This window comes from Haladaptatus paucihalophilus DX253 (genome assembly GCF_000376445.1).
Lineage (GTDB): Archaea > Halobacteriota > Halobacteria > Halobacteriales > Haladaptataceae > Haladaptatus > Haladaptatus paucihalophilus.
Genome location: NZ_AQXI01000001.1, coordinates 2,557,519 through 2,577,305, shown reverse-complemented (window position 1 = coordinate 2,577,305; position 19,787 = coordinate 2,557,519). Strand labels below are relative to the sequence as shown.

Below are 19,787 nucleotides of genomic sequence, written 5' to 3'. Positions count from 1 at the left end.
CTCACCGCGCTTCCAGTTCGGCTTCCACGTCGTTCGTCAACTGACGGAGGCCGTCGCTGATTTCGACCGGATAGGTGCCGGGGGAGCGCAATTCGCGGCAGTCGTCGGGCAGTTTTCGACGGCGCGTCCCCGCCCGGTCCGCAATCGCGCCGAGTTCGGGCGAGTCGGCCACCCTGTCCCCGTCCTCGAAGATGGTGACGAGTTGTTCCTCGCCCGCGACGTCCTCGCCGCGCAACGCGAGCACGTCCTTCTCGTAGCCGCCGTCTCCGACGCGGCGAACGCTCTTCGCGCCGGGGTACGTGACCTTGCCCGACGACAGTTTCATGCTCGGGCGCATCTCGCCGTCGCGCTCGATTTCCGTGAGTTTGTACACGAGGTCGAGCGACGGGGCGTCCCTGCTCGTCGTCAGCGCGGTGCCGGGACCGAACCCGGTCGCCACGCCGCCGTCCCGGAGGAAGTCCGCGATTTTGTACTCGTCCATGCCCGAGGAGACGAAGATGGGTCGGCCGTCGACGATTTCCGCGACCTCATTCGAGAGCGGGGCGAGGTCGCCCGAATCGAGGCGCACGCCGACTTCGGCATCGTGGTTTTCCGCCACGTCCATCGCCAGTTTCGCGCCCTCGACGGTATCGTAGGTGTCCACGAGCAGAATCGTGTCCTCGTGATACTGTTCGAGGAACGTCTCGAACGCCTCCCGTTCGTTCTCGAAACTCTGGACCCACGAGTGGGCCATCGTCCCGTAAACGGGGAGCGAGAACGCCTCTCCGGCCGCCACGAGCGAGGTACCGTCGAAGCCGCCGATGACGGCGGCGCGGGCGGCTTTCATCCCGGCGTCGGTACCGTGGGCGCGTCGGGAACCGAAATCGACGAGCGACTGGTCGTCGCCGTAACGTTCGACGGCCTCGCGCATCCGGGCGGCTTTCGTCGCCACGAGGGTCTGAAAGCCGACCTGATTCAACACCAGCGTCTCGAACAACTGGGCCTCGAAGATGGGTGCGGTCACCTCCAGCAGGGGTTCGTCGGGGAAGACCGGCGTCCCCTCGGGGAGCGCGCGCACCCGTCCCGTGAACTCGAAGTCCGCGAGTCGAGCGAGGAAGTCCTCGTCGAATCCGCGATTTCGAAGATAGTCGATGGCTCGCTCGCCGAACGAGAGGGTCTCGATGTACGTCAACGCCTGTTCCAACCCGGCCGCGACGACGAAGCCCCTGTCCGTCGGAAGTCGGCGGAAGAAGAGGCTGAACGTCGCTTGCGGGTCGTGGTCCGCGGCGTGATAGCCCTGCAACATCGTCAGCTCGTAGAGGTCGGTGAACAGTCCCAGATTCTCGGGCGTGACGTAGCCGAATCGGTCCTCGTCGTCCGCGTTGGTCCCCACCATAGCCACTGGGACCACGCCGCGTCAGTAATAGTTAGGGGAGGAAATCGCGAGGTAGAGGGGGACGCCGAGCAACCCGACTCCGGCGAGAGGCGTTTATTCGTGGGGACCTTACGCCCCTCCATGAACTTGGAATCGCTCAAACCGGATTTCCTCACGCCGAACTGGAAGTGTAACTCGTGCGGGAAGGAATACTGGCGTAACCGACGGCAGTGCAGTCGCTGTCAGAGCACGGTCTTCGACAAGATCCGTTAGTCGAGAAAGAACAATCGGTCGGGAACGTCGAGCCAACTATTAGCAACAGAGCAATAAGTGTTTTGAGCCGAGTTAGCGAATGACATACCGATGCCGGGAGAAACGTCGGTACGAGTCGGAGTCTTCAGCCTTCACAACAGCAAGGAGACGAAAGCGATTTTGAACGCCGTCGAAGCGCTGGGTCACGAGCCCGTCTGGCTTCGTCGGGAGAACACGTCGGTCGAGATACGGGACGGCGAACTCGTCCTCGAACCGGACGTAGACGTCATCGCCAATCGGTTGTTGCTCTCCAAGACGGAGTATCCCGACGAACTGTTGGGACTGGTGAACCTGTACGCGAGCGTCGTCCCGACGCTCAACCCACCGATGTCGGTGTTACGGGCGACGCACAAGTTCGCCGCCGCGGTGCGGTTGGCCGAGGAGGGGGTTCGGGTTCCGGACGCCATCCTCGCGCTCTCGACGGAACGACTCAACGAACTCTGTGAACCTTACGGCACCGAGGCCGTGTACAAGACCGCCATCGGGACCCACGGCGGCGGCACGTGGAAGGTCGACCTGAACGACCCCATCAGCTCCCGCGTCGGGAAAAGACAGGCGTTCGTCCAGCAACTCATCGAACAGGACGACGACGGCCCGCACAGCGACCTCCGCGTCTACGTGGTCGGCGATTCCGTCATCGGCGGGATGATTCGCTCCGCCCCTGACGAGGAGTGGCGGACGAACGTCGCGCTGGGGGGAGACGTGCGCGCGGCGGGCGACGTACTCACGGACGAAGTTTCACGAACCGCACTCGACGCGACGAACGCCATCGGTCTCGACTACGCCGGGGTCGACCTCATCCGAAACGAGCGCGACTGGTACGTCCTCGAAGTCAACCCGACCGCGGGATTCAAGGGGTTCTTCGAGGCGACCGGCCACAGTCCGGCACCCCACATCGCTCGCGCCGCCATCGAAACGGCGGGCGGGTCGGTGGACGAAGACCGGGTCGTCGAACTGACCGCGACGCTCGACGACACCGTTCCCGCCTGCAAACCGTCGACGAGTCGCCGAGACCTCTCGGAGCAACCGACCATCGGCTACACGACGGAGGTCGTCGTCAGCGGGACATCGGGGTCGGCGACGGTCGTCGCGAAATCTGATACGGGTGCGAGTCGGACGAGCATCGACACCGGCGTCGCGGCGGACGTCGGCGCGGGACCCATCCGTCGAACCTCGCGGGTGCGCTCCGGGAGTTCGAAGTCGAGTCGCACGCGTCCGGTGGTCGATATCGTCGTCGGCATCGCCGGGAACCACTACACCGTCTCCGCGAACATCGAGGACCGAAGCCACATGGAGAATCCCGTCCTCCTCGGCCGCGACATCCTCGAACACTACCAAGTGGACATCAGCAAGCGGGTGGGCGAGGAGGACACCACCATCGAGGAGTGAGGTTGAGGGAAGTGAGGTTGGGGGAGTGAGGTCGAGAGGAGAGAAATCAAAAGGGGGAGTCGGAGGAAAGGGACCCACCGACGCCGCTCGGGAGCGGACGAAGTGTTGCCGTTTTACAATCGCCGGCGAGAAAGAAAGGGACGATGCGGACCGACAGTCTCACCGGTCGAATTCTCCTCTCGGTGACGGCGCTCGTCGCGTTGACAGGCGCGCTCGTCGCCGGACTGCTGTTCGTCTCGTGGACGGTGGGCGGGGTCGTCGCCCCCTTCCTGTTCGCACCGCGCGTCTGGGGGCACTACCTCGGCGGGATTGTCGGCGGGGTGGCGTGCGTTAGACTGCTCGTCGCCACGGTCCGTCGTGGCGGGATTTCCACCGCGGCGGTTCTCGACGCGGTTCCGCCGTCGGAAACGACGGATTCGAATCGGGACCTCGCCGACCTCGTTCAGCGCGTCGCGTTGCAGTTCGACGTTCCGGCACCGACCGTTTCGGTGGCCGAGATGCCGGTTCCACACGCTTCCGTTTCGGGATTCACGCGTCGAAACACCACGCTCGTGGTCTCCACCGGTCTGCTGGACCGCCTCTCCGACGAGGAACTGCGCGCGGTCGTGGCACACGAGATGGCACACGTGAGCAATCGAGACGCCGCCGTGGTCTCGCTGGTCGCCCTCCCGACGGTGTTCGGCCGGTCGATACTGAACGGACTCGGCGTGGACGACGAGGAGACGCCCGTCACCTCGAACGCGGACGACCTGTTGGGTATCGGTGCGCTGGTCTTCGGCGGCGCGATTTGGCTCGTCGGGCGGTCGCTGCTCGCGCTGTTCGCCCGACAGCGCGAACTCGCCGCCGACCGCGCCGCCGTCGAACTCGCGGGGTCCGCGGCGGCCTTGGCAACGGCGTTGCAAAAAGTGGATGCGGAGGCGGTCGATGCACCGACGACGGACCTCCGGAAGGCCGATACCGTCGCGGCGTTCTCCATCGTCGAACCGCCGCGGACGTCGAACGACGGCTTTTCGATTTGGGCCGACGGGCGGACGCCGCCGGTGCTTCGCGTTCGAAATCGGCTCGACGACATCGGCAACTGGCTGTTCAGGACGCACCCATCGACGGAAAAACGGTGTGAACTGCTTCAATCGTGGTCGTAAGCGGTCGTCGGGGTGGGGAGTTGTGGTCGCGGTCACGGTGGTGATGTTCGTCGCGGGAGGAGTGTTGGAGCGTCGGTGGTTCGCCGTCGCCGTTTTCCGAGTCCGCCAATATTCCCTCCTCCCCCGACCTTTATCCCGGAAAGCGACCGACTTCCAGTATGGAACGCTACGACGCCCTCTATCGGCTCTACGACGAGTTCGACGCGAAAACCCTCAGAGCGTATCAGGACTTCGTGGACGTGTTTCCGCCGGTCGATTCGCGGGTCGCGTTGGAACACTGGCAGTCCGCGAGCGACGAACTGGAGCGACGGAAGGACGAGATTCGGGACGGATTCGACGCGGGCGAAACCTACGCTGACGTGGCGGCCCACGCCACGCGCGACCAGGCGTTCACCGCGCTCGACCTCTACTCGAAGTACGGCCGGTCGGTGAACGCGCTCGTACTGGACGTGGACGAGACGCTCCGGTCGGCGGGCGGAACGGACAACGAGATTCCGCGGGAGGTACTCAACCTGTTGACCGAATTCCACGAGAAGGGCGTCCCCATCGTCGTCTGTACCGGACAGACGCTGGAGAACGTCAAGGGATTCACGATTCAGGGACTCGGCAACGAAATCGTCCACTCCGGCACGGTGAGCATCGTCTACGAGGCAGGGACCGGCGTATTCACGCCGGGCCACGGCGCGGAGACCAAACGACTGCTGTTCGAGGACCTGGACGACGACATCCGGGACGTCTTCGACACCGTGCGCTCGCAGGTGCTCTCGTCCGCGCCCGAGGAACTCCGGCGGGGGACCCACCTGCAGGGTAACGAGTTCAACATCACGATGAAGCCGAACTTCGAGACGGGGAGCGCGAAGGCGGTGGAAGTCATCGACGACGCGCTGGTCTACCAACTCGACCTGCTCGGCGAGACCGTCGTCGAAGACGGAAGCGAGTGGGCGCGGACCTACTACGCCCACAGCGACCCCGAAATCCGCGGCGTGCTCGAAGCGCAAGGCGGAATGCCGGACGCGGACGTGGAAGCGATTCCGGAGGACGTGCGGGACACCTTCGACCGAATCGACGTGGCCTACTACGAGGGTGACGCCGCCGAAATCGGCAGTCGAGAGTTGAACAAGGTTGTCGGCGTGGAGGCCGCGTTGGACGTCCTCGGCGTGGACGACCCGTTCACGCTCGTCATGGGCGACAGCAAGAGCGACCTGCGCGTGATGCAGTGGGTGGACGAGAACGACTGTGGCATCGGTGCCGCGCCGGAACACGCCTCCCGCGACGTGCTGGACCACGTGGTTCGCACCGACGAACTCATCTTCGACCGCGGAAAGGCGGGCGACGTGCTTCGGACGGTGTACGCGCTGAATCGGTTGGGTCGATTGGGATAAGGCCCTCAGTCGTGCCAGAAGACGATGCCGAGGACGGAGAGCGGCACCGTCGCAAGCCAAAGGAGGGTTCGGATGGCGAACAGCTTGGGGCCGAGGAACGGATGGGCCGCCTTCGCGCTAATCTGTTCGAAGCCGTAGTACGTTCCACTTCGATTGACGAGTCGGCGGGATGGCGGGATTTCGGACGTGGTGCGCAGGTGCCCCACACGAATCCCCTTCTCGAACTTCCTGTCGGCTCGAACAGCCTCCGGTAACGGTCGGTACGAAACGTTCGCCAACACGGGAGCAAGCGACACGCTCCGCGCTGTGAACACCGTCGTCCCGTTTTGCACCTCGGCCGTCGGGTCGTAGAAGCCGTCTCTCGTCAGGACGTACTGGTAGTCCGGGTACGTTTGGGAGAGTTCGGCGTCCACCGGGACGCCGCCGCGTATCGCCGCGAGTTCGAACCCGCAGGTTCGGGATGTCCTCGGGGCGCAGTACGCGACGGACGAGGATTGGCGCAAGAAGTGGTTCGCGTTCGACTCGTTCACCGAGACCGTTCGGTATTCGTACCGGGTAGCGTTCCCGCCGGGAACCAACCAGAGCGTGTTCGCCGCGAACGCCACCGCGAAGAGAACACAGAGCGCGCCGACCGCTCGGCGGCGGTTCACGGAATCACACCTCGCCGGAAGTTCATGACGGAGAGGTATCAGAATCGAGTATAAGTTTTCTGTCCGAGACGGCGAGGGAAACGGAAGGAAAAACGGAGAGAGAAACCGAGGTTCCGAGGTCGTGGGAAGCGTCGCGTCGAATCAGGCGTGGACCTGTACGCGAACGGTGTCGCCCGCTTCGACGGGACTGTGAACCGAGAGCGGTTCGTGGTCGGACTCGCGGACGAGGCTGGTGTCCGAGCGAAGGCCGAATCCGTCCACGATTCCCGCGCGGACTTGCGGGCCGTAGCGCTCGCCGAGTTGTTCGACGACATCCTCGACGGTTGCCTCGTCGGGGACTGCCACGCGTGCGTCGCGGGTTCCGGTGCGCGCGACCATCGGGCCGGTGAGTTTGACTGTGACGTTCATACACACATCTTTGCACCCCCGGGACAAAAAGTTTACTCAGTCTCGAAAAACTCCTGCCGAGACGAAACCGCTTATTGGGCCGGGGGACGAGCGTCCGAGTATGTCGCACGCACCAGAACCGGGGACGGACGACCCGCTCTCCCTGCACGGCGTCGTTCCGCCCACGATTACGGCGTTTCACGAAGACGAGTCGGTGAACTACGAAGCGACGGCGGCCCACGCGCAGTACGTCGTTGACGGCGGCGCACACGGCGTCTTCCCGCTCGGCACGAACGGCGAGTTCCCCCTGCTGACCGGCGAGGAAAAGCGCGGCGTCGTCGAAGCGGTGGTCGAAGCCGTGGACGACGTGCCCGTCATCGCGGGCGTCGGCGCGCCGAGCACGTACGAGACCGTCGCGCACGCCGAACACGCGGAATCGGTCGGCGCGGACGGCCTCGTCGTCGTCACGCCGTACTACTACCCGCTGGACCACGACGCGGCGGTCGAACACTATCGGCGGGTCTGTGAGGCCGTCGATTTGCCGGTGTACGTTTACCACATCCCGAGCAAGACCGGCAACTCGCTGTCGCTCGACACCCTCGACGACCTCGCCGAAATTCCGAACCTCGCCGGACTCAAGGATTCGAGCAAGGACGTGCCGTGGCTCGGGCAGGCCATCGACGCACACCCCGAACTCACGTTCCTCGCGGGGTCGGACTCCCTGCTCCTCCCCGGCCTCCAACTCGGCTGTACCGGCATGGTCAGCGCGGTTGCGAACGCCTTCCCCGAACTGGTCGTCTCGCTCTACGACGCATACGACGCGGGCGACGTGGAACGCGCCCGCGAACTGCAGAGCGACGTGTACGCGATTCGGGACGCCCTGAAGGGCGGGTCGTACATGGCGGGCGTGAAGACGACGCTCGACGTGCTCGATTTGGACTTCTCCCCCGGCCCGCTCCGGAGTCCGCTCCGGAAGATGAACGAATCGGACCGCGCGGCGCTCGAATCCGACCTTCGCGCGCTCGACATGCTCTGATTGCCGACGCGTACGCTCCATTTCCGCGTCCTCACGCGACCGTTCCGACGAGTAGGATGCCCTTACGAGGATAGCGTATAACACGGGGGCCGTTGTGCGTGGGACCATGCTCCCCTCGCGCGTTCTCGTCGTCGGGTTGGTTTTCGTCTGTGTTGTCGGCGGTGTCGGCCACGTCGGCCGCCCGCCGGTCGCCAGCGCGTCCGCCGCATCGACCACAACAACGGCACCCGCCGCACAGTCCGCCACGGCCGTCGATTCCTGTACGGCGATTACGAAATCCGGGCGCTACGTCCTCGCACGGGACGTTCACAACGGGAAGACGGCCATCTCGACCGGATGTATCAAAATCCGCGCGGACGACGTGGTGTTGGACGGCCGGGGACACATGTTGGACGGGTTCGGCGTCAGCGACACGAGCGGCGTCCACGTAGCGGGGGCGTCGAACGTGACGGTTCGAAACCTCCAAACGAAGGATTGGAATCGCGGAGTCTACGTACAGAACGCGGCCGCCGTGACGGTGCGCGACGTCGTTACCTACAACAACGCAATCGGAATCGACGTGACGGACTCGGACGCCACACTGGTGAACAACACCGTTAGGGACGGCCTCCGCGGTCTCGTCCTCGACGACGCGTGGGACGACGACCTACGGCGCAATCGAATCCACCACAACGAGGTCATCGACATCTACGCGCCGATGGCGCTGGTGAACGTCTTCGGCGTCCAACTCACCGTCGGACCGCCGCTCGACCTCGACGGCGACGGTCGCTACGAGGACGTGACCGGCAACGGGAAAACCGGCGTCTGGGACGCAGTTTCGCTGCCGGTCGTCGCCGTGGCCGTGACGGTTGGGGTCGCCGACATCCCGGCACAGCAACGGTCCGCCCTCGACTTCGACGGCGACGGGAACTTCGACCACGGCGACGTGCTGGCCTACGCCGGACTCACGCCTTCTCGATGACCTTCTTCGCCCAGTCGGGCCACTCCTTGCGCTCTCGACCGTTGAACGTGTCGTCGCCGGACATGGCTTTGAGGGCGCTCGCGTCTTCTGTGCTCCAAACAGCGCCGTCCTCGTGGAAGACGCCGTTCAGGATGCCGCGTTTGCGCTGACTCAACATGTAGGCCGGTTTGAGCATGAGCGACCAGAAGAAGTTGCCGACGCCGGATTTCCGAATGACGGGCGCGAGCGAGGCGTAATCGGGGCCGCGCTGGGCCGCGGAGACGTCTTTCTGTCCCCATCCGAAGTTGGCGACGCGTTGCCACTCCGTCAGCCAGACGGGTTTGCTGATGCTGTTGCGGAGTTCGTTCGCCTGCTGGAGCACGCCGCGGTAGATGTCCGTCGTGTTCGGGTAGTTGTAATGGAACTGCACCACGTCGATGCCCCAATCGTAGTAGTCGGTGGCGTTCGCAAAGCTCGTCGCGCCGATTGTCAACGGCACCTCGCCGCGGCGCTCGCGGGTGTACTGAAACATTTCGCGGGCGAAACGCTTCTTCCACGGCCGCCACCCCGGTTCGTTCATCACCTCGATGGCCAGCACTCGCTCGTCGTCCCGGTAGCGGTTCATAATCCACTCGACGAACCGCTTCGGCCCGTCCCATTCGTCGCGATTGCGCATCACGTGCTTAGCCGGGGACCAGACCGACGTGCCCGTCCACGGGTCTGTGTCGTAGAGGTTCTTCGGAACCGGCGGACGACCGACGCCCTCGAAGACGCCGAGCAGAACGCGGATGCCGTGCGAGTCGGCGCTCGAGAGGAAGTGGTCGAGCGCCCGGCCGAACGACGCTCGGTCCTTGTGCCACGCCTCGTAGCTCAGCCACGTCCGAATCGCGTTGAGGTTCAGTCGGTCGGCGAACCCCATGTCGCGCTCCGTGACGCCGCGTTCGTAGGTGTGCCACATCTGGAAGGAGTTCATCGCGCGGGCGGGCAGATACATCGCTCCCCGAACGTCCACGGGGGGTCCACCATCGGCGACGCATCCGGCGAGAGAAACCGCAGATGTGACACCGGCGGCGAGGAACCCCCGTCTCGTACACCGATGAGTCATGGAATCGCCGACAACGGCCGGGCACCTGAATGTACTGGTGGTTCTGTTGACATATTTCTTCCCGTCCCATGGGGTCGCTCCCGGCACGCCGACCGCGGGGAACCACGGAGAACGGAACGAATTGCGGGGTCCGCGTTCGGTAACTTCGATGAACGTTTCGGGACGGCCGTCTCGGTTAGTCGGTGTATAATCGACGGTAGAGACGGGAGTGGCGGTGATTCTGTCGGTAGGTCGTCTATCACCCAACGGAGAGGAACGGTGGGCCTATCACGGCGTGTAATCGGTTAACTGGTCAATAGTAAGGACACGACGCGTCGAAGCGGCAAACGAGATGCCTGAACAGCAGACCGAGCCGCGGGTCGTCGGGTACTATCGACGCGGGCGATACGAGCTTCGCGCAGAGGATTCCGTCCACGCGTGGATCAGCGCGGAAATGCCGGTCGACGTGCTCCAGTAATAACGGACGATACCATTTGAACTTTTACTACGGGCGGAGTACCCGCCGGTATGGGACGCGATTACTCGACACTGCACGACCCCAACGCAGAGTACACGATGCGCAACCTCTCCGCCGATACGATGGGTGCCACGGCATCCCGCGGGAGCAAGCGCGACATCGAAATCACCGACGTACAGACGACGATGGTGGACGGCAACTTCCCGTGGACGCTCGTCCGCGTGTACACCGACGCCGGAATCGTCGGCACCGGCGAGGCCTACTGGGGTGCCGGTGTCCCCGAACTCATCGAGCGGATGAAGCCGTTCGTCATCGGCGAGAATCCGCTCGACATCGACCGACTGTACGAACACCTCATCCAGAAGATGTCCGGCGAGGGTTCCATCGAAGGCGTGACCGTCACCGCCATCTCGGGCATCGAAATCGCCCTGCACGACCTCGCGGGCAAAATCCTCGACATCCCGGCCTACCAGCTCCTCGGCGGGAAGTACCGCGACCGAGTTCGCGTGTACTGCGACTGTCACACCGCCGACGAGGCGGACCCGGACGCCTGTGCCGACGAGGCCGAACGCGTCGTCGAGGAACTGGGCTACGACGCGCTCAAGTTCGACTTGGACGTTCCCTCGGGACTCGAAAAGGACCGTGCGAACCGTCACCTCCGCCCCGGCGAAATCCGTCACAAGGCCGAAATCGTGGAGAAGGTCACGGAGCGCGTGAAGGACCGCGCGGACGTGGCGTTCGACTGCCACTGGACGTTCTCGGCCGGAAGCGCGAAGCGCCTCGCGGAAGCCATCGAGGACTACGACGTCTGGTGGCTCGAAGACCCCGTTCCGCCGGAGAACCTGCAAGTACAGGAGGAAGTCACGAAGTCCACGAACACGCCCATCACCGTGGGCGAAAACCGCTACCGCGTCACCGAGGAGCGCCGCCTCATCGAGAACCTCGCGGTGGACATCATCGCGCCCGACCTGCCGAAGGTCGGCGGCATGCGCGAAACCCGAAAAATCGCCGACGTGGCCAACCAGTACTACGTTCCGGTCGCCATGCACAACGTCTCGTCGCCGGTGGCGACGATGGCGAGCGCGCACGTGGGGTCCGCCATCCCGAACTCGCTGGCGGTCGAATACCACTCCTACCAACTCGGCTGGTGGGAGGACCTCGTGGAAGAGGACGTCATCGAGAACGGCTACATCACGGTGCCCGAGAAACCAGGGCTCGGCGTGACGCTCGACATGGACGCCGTGGAAGAGCACATGGTCGAAGGCGAGGAGTTGTTCGACGAAGCATAGCTTCGTCGGGCCAGGGGCCAGTGAATCTTTGATTCACGCTGTTTGACGAGGCGTGAGCCTCGTCAAGCCAGCAAAGTTCTGCTTTGCGTTGTTCGACGAAGCGTCACTTCGTTGAGCCAACAATTTTTTCGAGTCGTGGGGTATCACGTTCGACACCCACGAACACCCATCCGATCAGATATTTATCGATTTTGAAGAGGTTTGGATTCGTCAGAATCGTGGGTGAATCAGGCAGAGAGGAGAAATTTAGAAACGCACAGAGATTTTCGGACACATTCATACACTGTCAAAATCAGAAGTATTTTTAAACAGAATGTCTGCACAAAGTATATTCGACGGCAATACTTTCAAATGGAGCATGCACGCGACAAATCGGCGGGAGTTTCTGAAGGTGGCGGGAGTTCTGGGCGCGACCGTCGCCGTTGGCACCGAGTTCGCGACGAGCGCGGAGGGGTCCGGCGACACGGGAGGTTCGTGGGCGACGTACCGCGGCAACGCGGGGCGGACCGGTGCGACCGATAACGTCGGTCCGGGGGCGAACGTGACCACCGAGCGGTCGTTCGATATGGACGGCGGCATGCACACGTCCGAACCGGTCGTCGCGGACGGAACGGTGTACATGGCCGTGACGACGGCACACACGCCATCGACCAGTGCGGGCTACGTCGCCGCCTACGACCCGGACGCTGACGAAACCGTGTGGAAGCACGAGGGGGTTTCCCGACCGGGAACGCCCACGGTCGGCGGCGGCACCGTCTACTTCGGGACGTACGGTTCCGAAGACGCCGACGGGGCGGGATTCTTCGCGCTCGACGCCGACACCGGCGAGACGAAGTGGCACAAACCCGCCTCGGACGGGTTGTCGAATCCGTTGGTCGCGGACGGGGACTTGTACGTCGGGGTAGCGGGTGGCGTCTCACGACTCGACGCCGAAACCGGCGATACCGTTTGGACGACCGACGGGGTTCAGGGAAGCGCGTGTTACGCGGACGGAACGCTCTTCTACACGGACGGAACTGCGCTGAACGCGGCTGACGGGTCCGTTCGCTGGGACGTCACCGAGGAAGGCGACGAACTGCAGGCCGTCGCGGATGGCGTGGTGTACGGCGTCGTGAACGAAAGCAGCGAGCACGCGATCAAAGCGAGGTCGGCCGACGACGGGACGCTCCAATGGTCGTCGTCGGTCAACATCGAGTACTACTGGCTCGGGGACCGCCTCACGGTCGCCAACGGGCGCGTGTTCTTCCGCGTCGGGGACACGATACTGGCGTTCGACGCGAAAAGCGGCGAAGAAGCGTGGACGACCGTGACGGACGCAGCGCTCGCGGGTGCCTTGTCGGTCGGCGGGGAAACGCTGTACGCCGGTGGGCGAGCGGACCCGGAGACGGAGACCGGAAACGCGGTCGTGCTGGCGCTGAACACGACGAGCGGGGACCTGGAGTGGCGACACGAGTTCGGAGGATGGGATTTCGACGAATACGGCCCGGCGACCAACTCGCCCGTCGTCGTGGACGGGAAGGTGTACACCGCGACCTATCCGATGGGCTCGACGCTGGATTGGATGTACACGCAATACGGCGATTTCCACGTCCTCGGGAGCGACGACGGACCGTCCACTACGACCACCACGGAGGAGACGACTACCACGGAAGAAACGACCACTTCCGCCGAAACCACGACGACCACGAAGGAAGCGACTACTACCGCCGAAACCACGACGAGCGAGAAAACGACCACGACCGCCAGCGAAACGACCACGGCAAGTTCGACGACTTCGGAGACCACGACGACAACGACGACGCCGGGAACGACGACGCCGGGAACGACGACAACGACCACGACAACATCGGGGTCACCGGGTACAACCGAAACGACGGGAACGGGAGGGAATGGACAGCTCACCAGCACGACGACCGGGACGACGACCACCTCGGACGGACAGCCCGGATTCGGACTCCTCACCGCCCTCGGCGGCGTCGGCGGCGTCGGTGCGTACCTCCGGTCCAAAATCGAGCGCGAGGACTGACTCGACCACGTCCATCGAATTTTTGACAGACGGGGGCGGATGGAACGGTGTGTCTCACGACGTTCCACCGGACACGCCGCGCGAGCAACAGACGCTTTCGCTCCCCGAGTCGAAACTGGCGTCGCTTCGGGAGTGGGCGGTCGACGGCACCGGGTTGACATCGGCGGCGCGGGTCCGCGACGCGGCGGGGCGAATCGCCCTCGTGAAGAACGGGTGGTCCGAGGGATGGATTCTCCCCGGTGGCGGGGTCGAACCCGGCGAAACACCGACGGAAGCCGCGAAGCGCGAAGTGCGCGAGGAGACGGGATTGGATGCTACCATCGGCGCGCCGCTGGTCGTCCTCGACCAATCCTACGTCGCGGCGGCGAACGGGGAGGAACGGTTTTCGGCCCGGTACGTCGTGTACGCCGCTCGTTCGGAGGGAGACATTCCCGACGCGTCGCGGTTGGGCGTGCACGAGGGCGAGATTTCGGCGGCGGAGTGGTTCGAGCGACTACCCGAAAACCTTCACGACGGCGACCTGCTTCGGCCGTATCTCCGGGACGAACCGTGATTACGCCCGCAACTGCTCGATAACCGTCCTCCTGAACGCCACCGCGACCGCACCGGCCGCGAACAGCCACACCAGCACGATTTGTGCGGGCGTCGCGTTCCCGGACGTGAGACCCGTTCCGAGCAGGTAGTGAATCCCGATGGAGAGCAGGAAGACGAGGAAGGCGAAGTGCCAGACGCCATCGACGTACAGGTCGGGGTTGTACGAGAGCAGGGCGTACGCGAGGAGAAGCGCGACGCCAAACACGCCGAAAATCCCCGAGTTACCTCTCACGTCGAGGGCATCCGCCAACGGACCGACGAGGGTGGTGAGCGCCAGAATCAGCGCGAACGTGACGCTGACCACTCGAGAGCCACTGACCATGGCGCGAGTTGCCGGGGACGACGCATAACTGTAGCCATATCGAACAGTATATTTCGCTGGTAACGAAATGAAGCGAGAATGAACGGCGACCCCCGTTTTCGGGAAACGCAGCGGTTCCGACAGGGGTGGCTGTGGGCGTTTTTGCTCGTCACGAACGTTCCAATCCTCATCCTGCTGGGCGTCGTGTTCGCCGACGAGTACGGCGGATTGACCCCCGAAGCGATACGAGTCGGGGGGCTGACCCTGCTCGCGCTCGTCCTGCCGTTGGTCCTGATACACCGAGCGGCGCTCGTGACGGAGGTACGAGACGACGGCGTGTACCTCAAGTTCTTCCCGTTTCACCTCCGGTTCCGTCGGATTCCGTTCGGAGAAATTGAGGCGGTCGAAGCGGCCGAGTACAGCGCCATGCGCGACTACGGCGGGTGGGGAATTCGGTGGGGCGTCTCGCTGACCCGGAACGGGTTGGCGTGGGAAGAGAAGGGGAAAGCGTACATCGTCGACGGAAGCGAGGGCGTGCGACTCGAACGCGACGGAGGGCGGGCGCTCCTCGTCGGGTCCGAACGCGCCGACGAACTACGCCGAGCGATAGAAGACGGGCGACGATACTGAAAGCCGTCCGTCGGCGCGGACGACACCGAAGCCGTACTGTTAAGTGGCGAGCGTCAGACGGTCGCCGCGCTCCGGTCGGCGACGACGAGGTTGACGACGGCACCAACGAGCAAGATGACGCCCGCGAAGTAGAGCCACGTGAGGAAGACGATTATCACGCCGAGGATGCCGGTGAGTCCGTACTTTCCCGACCCGCCGAGGAAGTACTGGAATCCCGCTTGGAGCACCAGCCAGCCGAGGGCGGCGAAGAGCGTTCCGGGCAGCGCTTCCCGAAGCGACATCTTCACCGGGGGGAGGACGTAGTACAGCGGGAGGAAGACGAAGACGAGGCCCAACAGCAGGCCGGAACTGGCGATGGCACCCACGAACGGGATGCTCGTCACCAGCGACGACCCGAGGACGGTCCCGACGACGACCATCAGCGCGACCCCGAGTACCACCGCGACGAGCGTCGCGAGGCCCTTTTTCACCTGTTCGACGATACCCACGTCCGGGAACGTCTGGTACACCTCCTCGAAGGCGATGACGAGGCCGCGAAACAGTTTGAGGCTACTCCAGAGGAGGATGACGATACTCACGACCGACGCGCCCGCGGTTCCGGAGGTGTTCTGTAACGTGCGGTCGAGAACGGTCGCGCCCTCGTCCGAGAGGAATCGACTGGCGGCGTCGATAAGCATGTTCGAGAACTCCTGTCCGCCGACGAACGTCCCGACGGCCAACGCGAGCAAGACGAGCGGGAACAGGGAGACGAACGCGTAGTACGCGAAACTCGCCGCGAGGAACGTGACGTTGCGCTCGCGGACGATATCGACGACCGACCGTATCGACTCGGTGACGCTCATATCAGAGAATCGTGCTCTCACGTAATGGATGATTCGGCTGTATGAATGACGAATCGGGGAGCGGTCACCGACTTCCGGCAGGACCGACCGAACCCGAAATCCGTTTGGCAGCGCGCGCTATGTACCACGATATGGAGATAAATCCGGAGACGGTCGGTTCGCTGTACCGGACGTTGGCTGGTGCCGTCGTCCCGCGCCCCATCGCGTGGGTGAGCACCCGGAGTCCCGACGGCGTGGACAACCTCGCGCCGTACAGCTTTTTCAACGTGGTCAGCGTCGCCCCGCCGGTCGTGATGTTCTCGCCGGTGGACGGCGAGGACGGCCTGAAGGACACGCCGACGAACGTGCGGGAGACGGAGGAGTTCGTCGTCAACGTCGTCACCGAACCGCTCGCCGAGGCGATGAACGAAACCAGCGCGACGCTCCCGCACGGCGAGAGCGAGTTCGACCACGCCGGACTGGAGCGCGCGGAATCGACCGCGGTGGACGCGCCGCGCGTCGCCGATTCGCCGGTCGCCTTCGAGTGTTCGCTGTACGACATGGTGGACATCGGCGCGTCCACGATGGTGCTCGGCGAAGTCGAATGGGTCCACGTGGACGACGACGTGACCACGGACGGAAAGCTCGACGTGAACAAAATCGACGCCGTGGGCCGTCTCGCCGGGAGTCTCTACGCACGAACGGACGAGCGGTTCTCGCTGGAGCGCCCGCCATGACCGAGGGGGATGCGGTCGAGCGAACCCCGGAGCCGATAACGACCGAGCGATTGGAAGCCGACCTCCGCGACCTCGGCCTGTCGGCGGGCGATACCGTCCTCGTTCACTCGTCGCTCTCGGCGCTCGGGTGGGTTTCCGGCGGCGCACCGGCGGCCGTGGACGCGCTCATGGGCGTCGTCACGGCGGCGGGAACGCTCGCCATGCCGACCCACTCGACCCAGCTTTCGGACCCGACGCACTGGGAGAATCCGCCGGTTCCGGACGAGTGGGAGGAGCGCATCAGGGAAACCTCGCCGCCGTTCCGGCCGGAACTCACGCCGACGCGCGGCATGGGCGCAATCGCGGACTGCTTCCGGGACTATCCCGGCGTCGTCCGAAGCCGCCACCCAACGACGTCCTTCGCGGCGTGGGGCGCGGACGCCGACGTCGTGGTCGCGGACCACGCCTACGACTCGCCGCTCGGCGAACGGTCGCCGCTCGCGCGCCTCGACGAACTGGACGCGCGGGTGCTCCGCCTCGGCGTGGACGCGAACACGTCGCTCCATCTGGCGGAGTACCGCGCCGACTACGACAAATCGTTCGAGACGAACGGCGGTCCGGTGCTGGAAGACGGCGAGCGTCGGTGGGTGTCGTTCGAGGAACCCGAAAGCGAGGACGACTTCCGGGACGTCGAGGCGGCGTTCGAGGAGGACCACGAGGTGCGCCGCGGGCGCGTCGGCGAGGCGGACGCGACGCTGCTGTCACAGCGGGAACTGGTCGAGTTCGGGGCGAAGTGGATGGAGGAGAACAGGTAGCTCAGTCGTCCGCCGCCGCCGCGGATTCGTCCATGGCTTCCGCGTCGGCTTCGATGCTCGGCGGATACTTCCCGCGGTCGAGTTTCAGGTCGCTCTGCGGGCGAGCCATGCAGGTGAGCGCGTAGTGTTCGGATTCCTCTTCGGTCAATCCGCGAGCGGCGGGTTGGGTCACGTCGCCCTCGACGATTTCCGCCGAGCAGGCGAGACACATGCCGACGCGACAGGAGTACTCCTGCGCGATGCCCTCCTCGATGCAGGCGTTGAGGATGGTCTGTTTGTCCGAAACCTGGATGGATTCGCCGGTCCCGACGAACTCGACGGTGTACTCGGTCATACCCCGGCGTACGAAACAACTCGGCAAAACTCTTTATGCACGCCGTCGTGCATTTAGCGTCCTCCCCTGAAGGACACAATAGGGGATAAAGAGTTTTCTCGCTTCCCTCTCGTAGCGAAACGCATGAGCGAACAGTACGATATGGTCGTCGTCGGTGCGGGGACGTCGGGGTGCTACGCCGCGGCGACCGTGGCCCGCGAGGGGTACGACGTGGCGGTTGTCGAGCGGAAGACGGAGGAAGAAGCGGGCCACATCGCGTGTGGCGACGCCCTGAAGGGGGCCGACGCCTTCCCCGAGGCGATTCCCAAGGAGAAGCTACAACCGGCGTTCACCAACACGGGCGTGGACCACGGGCGATTCGAGATTCCGCGGGAGGACACGGTGCTCGAAATCCCCATCCCCGGCGAACTCGCCGTCATCGACCGATGGGAGTACGGACGGCGCATCATTCAGGGCGCGAAGGACGCGGGTGCGGAGTTCCACTACGATACGGTCGTCCAAGACGTGACGCAGAACGACGACGGACGCGTCACGGGCGTTCGAGCCATCCACAAGGGCGACGTCGTGGAGTACGAATCCGACCTGCTCATCGACGCCGCGGGGGCGCTCTCGCTGTTGCAGGACAAGACCGACTTCTCGGGCACCACGTTCGACACCAACGTCACCTACTCGCAGTTCTGTTCGGCCTACCGCGAAATCATCCACGTCGACGAACCGGTCGAGTGGGACGACGCCCTCGTGTTCAAGCCGACCGACCGCGCCGCGGGCTACCTCTGGTACTTCCCGCGCACCAGCACCGAAATCAACGCTGGGCTGGGCTTCCAGATGAACGAAGAGCCGATGGAACTCGTGGACGACCTGAAACACGACCTCCGCAACCGGGCCGAGTTCGACGGAGCGACCGTCGAGGACAAACTCGGCGCGGCGCTTCCGACCCGTCGCCCCTACGATTCGGCCGTCGCGCCCGGCTTCATGGCCGTCGGCGACGCCGCCGGACACGTCAACCCGACCACCGGCGGTGGCATCGCGGGCGCGGCGTACGCGGGCAAGTACGCGGGCGAGCAGGCTATCGAGGCCCTCGAAACCGGCGACGCGAGCGAGCACGCGCTGTGGGAGTACAACCGACGCGTCATGGACCACTTCGGAGCGCGATACGCCGGTCTGGACATCTACAACATCTTCACGACCGCCGTGGACGTGGACGACCTGATGGGGATGCTCGGCGCGCTTCCCGCCGAAAAGCTCTCCGAGGCGCTGTACTCGGGAAGCGCCAACATCGGCCTCCGTCTCAAACTGCAGACGGCGCTCGATGCGCGCGACCACTGGCGACTCGTCTACGATCTCTATAAGACGAAGAAGCTGGCCGACGAGGTTCTCGACCACTACGACCACTACCCGACGGACCCGCGCGGACTCGCCGCGTGGCAGGACGTGCGCGACGACCTGATGGACGAGGTGTACGCGACCACCGGTGCGGCGCCGAAATACTGAACTCGGTCACCCATCCGGTCCATCTTCCATGGCTGGGTGATATTGTTCGGTGTGTGAAAGACTGCAGACGGATACGTCACCGCGATGGTTGTATGGTAAGCTATGTCTTAGCATGGCCGGGAGGATGAAAAGTCGAAGGGAACGGCAACGAACGGAAAAAAGAGGAGAGTCGTTATTCCTGTTCTCGAATAACAATCTCGCCGTAGCTCTGGACGGTCACTTCGTAGTCGAGGATGGTGAAGACGACTTTTCCACCCGTTCGAGGCGACCCGTCGTGTTTGTCGCTAAATAGATTGTCGAGCGCGTCGGGGTCGATGACGTCGTATAGCGGTACCCCGATGTCGCTGGGGTCTCCCCCGGTAATATCCGTAAGTGCCATGACGACCGCGGTACTGAGTTGTTCCCCGTCGGCGTAGATAGTGTACTGGTTCGTCTGCGCTGAACTCGTGATAACTGCACCGTCGTTGCTGTCGTTGATGTTCCCGTTCATAGGTTGTACCTCTCGAACACTGCAATACTGTTCGAATCTACTTAGACGGTTGTGACGGGTGCTTATAAAAATTACCGTGTTCAATTGAAACGGTTGGTGGAACGTAATCACAGTCTGAGGAACAGG

Annotated in this window: 21 protein-coding genes; 13 read left to right on the top strand and 8 right to left on the bottom strand. The window is 64.1% G+C overall.

Annotated elements, in window-relative coordinates:
- Window position 1: 1 nt before the first annotated feature.
- On the bottom strand, window positions 2-1,375 hold the full coding sequence (locus B208_RS0114345) for a nicotinate phosphoribosyltransferase (protein WP_007979337.1): 1,374 nt from the start codon (window positions 1,373-1,375) through the stop codon (window positions 2-4).
- 342 nt (window positions 1,376-1,717) lie between these two features.
- Here B208_RS0114345 and B208_RS0114335 point away from each other — a divergent pair, with 342 nt between their 5' ends.
- The 3 genes from B208_RS0114335 (at window position 1,718) to B208_RS0114325 (ending at window position 5,579) form a co-directional block, all read left to right on the top strand.
- Complete coding sequence (locus tag B208_RS0114335) at window positions 1,718-3,055, top strand: putative ATP-dependent zinc protease (protein ID WP_007979338.1); 1,338 nt, start codon at window positions 1,718-1,720, stop codon at window positions 3,053-3,055.
- Window positions 3,056-3,198: 143 nt separating this feature from the next.
- The gene (locus B208_RS0114330; protein WP_007979339.1) at window positions 3,199-4,197 is read left to right on the top strand and encodes a M48 family metallopeptidase; all 999 of its coding nucleotides are present in this window, start codon (window positions 3,199-3,201) and stop codon (window positions 4,195-4,197) included.
- Window positions 4,198-4,355: 158 nt separating this feature from the next.
- Entirely contained in the window at window positions 4,356-5,579 is a 1,224-nt protein-coding gene (locus B208_RS0114325) for an HAD family hydrolase (protein ID WP_007979340.1), read from the top strand.
- A 5-nt stretch (window positions 5,580-5,584) separates the two neighbouring features.
- Here B208_RS0114325 and B208_RS0114320 read toward each other — a convergent pair whose 3' ends face one another.
- Complete coding sequence (locus B208_RS0114320) at window positions 5,585-6,229, bottom strand: hypothetical protein (protein ID WP_007979341.1); 645 nt, start codon at window positions 6,227-6,229, stop codon at window positions 5,585-5,587.
- Between the two features lie 141 nt (window positions 6,230-6,370).
- A complete protein-coding gene (locus B208_RS0114315; protein WP_007979343.1) occupies window positions 6,371-6,637 on the bottom strand; it encodes a ubiquitin family protein in 267 nt (88 codons plus the stop codon).
- A 100-nt stretch (window positions 6,638-6,737) separates the two neighbouring features.
- Here B208_RS0114315 and B208_RS0114310 point away from each other — a divergent pair, with 100 nt between their 5' ends.
- Entirely contained in the window at window positions 6,738-7,652 is a 915-nt protein-coding gene (locus B208_RS0114310) for a dihydrodipicolinate synthase family protein (RefSeq protein WP_007979344.1), read from the top strand.
- A 106-nt stretch (window positions 7,653-7,758) separates the two neighbouring features.
- On the top strand, window positions 7,759-8,613 hold the full coding sequence (locus B208_RS0114305) for a NosD domain-containing protein (RefSeq protein WP_007979345.1): 855 nt from the start codon (window positions 7,759-7,761) through the stop codon (window positions 8,611-8,613).
- Here B208_RS0114305 and B208_RS0114300 read toward each other — a convergent pair.
- Window positions 8,597-9,604 (bottom strand): glycoside hydrolase 5 family protein, encoded by a 1,008-nt coding sequence (locus tag B208_RS0114300; RefSeq protein ID WP_232423805.1) that lies wholly within the window; start codon window positions 9,602-9,604, stop codon window positions 8,597-8,599. The genes B208_RS0114305 and B208_RS0114300 overlap by 17 nt on opposite strands.
- A gap of 424 nt (window positions 9,605-10,028) precedes the next feature.
- Between B208_RS0114300 and B208_RS24945 the strand changes: the two genes are divergently transcribed.
- The 4 genes from B208_RS24945 (at window position 10,029) to B208_RS0114280 (ending at window position 14,022) form a co-directional block, all read left to right on the top strand.
- Window positions 10,029-10,154: a hypothetical protein gene (locus B208_RS24945; protein WP_007979347.1), complete on the top strand. Its 126-nt coding sequence runs from the start codon at window positions 10,029-10,031 to the stop codon at window positions 10,152-10,154.
- Between the two features lie 50 nt (window positions 10,155-10,204).
- Window positions 10,205-11,443, top strand: a complete 1,239-nt coding sequence (locus B208_RS0114290; protein ID WP_007979351.1) for a mandelate racemase/muconate lactonizing enzyme family protein — start codon at window positions 10,205-10,207, stop codon at window positions 11,441-11,443.
- Window positions 11,444-11,801: 358 nt separating this feature from the next.
- Window positions 11,802-13,469 (top strand): outer membrane protein assembly factor BamB family protein, encoded by a 1,668-nt coding sequence (locus B208_RS0114285; protein ID WP_026177858.1) that lies wholly within the window; start codon window positions 11,802-11,804, stop codon window positions 13,467-13,469.
- A gap of 49 nt (window positions 13,470-13,518) precedes the next feature.
- Complete coding sequence (locus B208_RS0114280) at window positions 13,519-14,022, top strand: NUDIX hydrolase (protein ID WP_007979353.1); 504 nt, start codon at window positions 13,519-13,521, stop codon at window positions 14,020-14,022.
- Here B208_RS0114280 and B208_RS0114275 read toward each other — a convergent pair whose 3' ends face one another.
- On the bottom strand, window positions 14,023-14,385 hold the full coding sequence (locus tag B208_RS0114275) for a hypothetical protein (protein WP_007979354.1): 363 nt from the start codon (window positions 14,383-14,385) through the stop codon (window positions 14,023-14,025). It lies immediately after the preceding gene.
- Between the two features lie 78 nt (window positions 14,386-14,463).
- On the opposite strand from B208_RS0114275, the gene B208_RS0114270 reads away from it, so the two are divergent.
- Complete coding sequence (locus B208_RS0114270) at window positions 14,464-14,994, top strand: hypothetical protein (RefSeq protein WP_007979355.1); 531 nt, start codon at window positions 14,464-14,466, stop codon at window positions 14,992-14,994.
- Window positions 14,995-15,047: 53 nt separating this feature from the next.
- Here the strand turns inward: B208_RS0114270 and B208_RS0114265 are convergent, their stop codons facing one another.
- A complete protein-coding gene (locus tag B208_RS0114265; protein WP_007979356.1) occupies window positions 15,048-15,836 on the bottom strand; it encodes a YihY/virulence factor BrkB family protein in 789 nt (262 codons plus the stop codon).
- A gap of 131 nt (window positions 15,837-15,967) precedes the next feature.
- Here B208_RS0114265 and B208_RS0114260 point away from each other — a divergent pair, with 131 nt between their 5' ends.
- Both B208_RS0114260 and B208_RS0114255 read left to right on the top strand, forming a co-directional pair.
- A complete protein-coding gene (locus B208_RS0114260) occupies window positions 15,968-16,552 on the top strand; it encodes a flavin reductase family protein (protein WP_026177857.1) in 585 nt (194 codons plus the stop codon).
- Window positions 16,549-17,346, top strand: a complete 798-nt coding sequence (locus B208_RS0114255) for an aminoglycoside N(3)-acetyltransferase (protein WP_007979358.1) — start codon at window positions 16,549-16,551, stop codon at window positions 17,344-17,346. The genes B208_RS0114260 and B208_RS0114255 overlap by 4 nt, the downstream gene beginning before the upstream one ends.
- 1 nt (window position 17,347) lies before the next feature.
- Here the strand turns inward: B208_RS0114255 and B208_RS0114250 are convergent, their stop codons facing one another.
- A complete protein-coding gene (locus tag B208_RS0114250) occupies window positions 17,348-17,680 on the bottom strand; it encodes a 2Fe-2S iron-sulfur cluster-binding protein (protein WP_007979359.1) in 333 nt (110 codons plus the stop codon).
- 123 nt (window positions 17,681-17,803) lie between these two features.
- Between B208_RS0114250 and B208_RS0114245 the strand changes: the two genes are divergently transcribed.
- Window positions 17,804-19,171: a geranylgeranyl reductase family protein gene (locus B208_RS0114245; RefSeq protein WP_007979360.1), complete on the top strand. Its 1,368-nt coding sequence runs from the start codon at window positions 17,804-17,806 to the stop codon at window positions 19,169-19,171.
- Window positions 19,172-19,343: 172 nt separating this feature from the next.
- Here B208_RS0114245 and B208_RS0114240 read toward each other — a convergent pair whose 3' ends face one another.
- Complete coding sequence (locus B208_RS0114240; RefSeq protein ID WP_007979361.1) at window positions 19,344-19,661, bottom strand: HalOD1 output domain-containing protein; 318 nt, start codon at window positions 19,659-19,661, stop codon at window positions 19,344-19,346.
- Window positions 19,662-19,787: the final 126 nt, after the last annotated feature.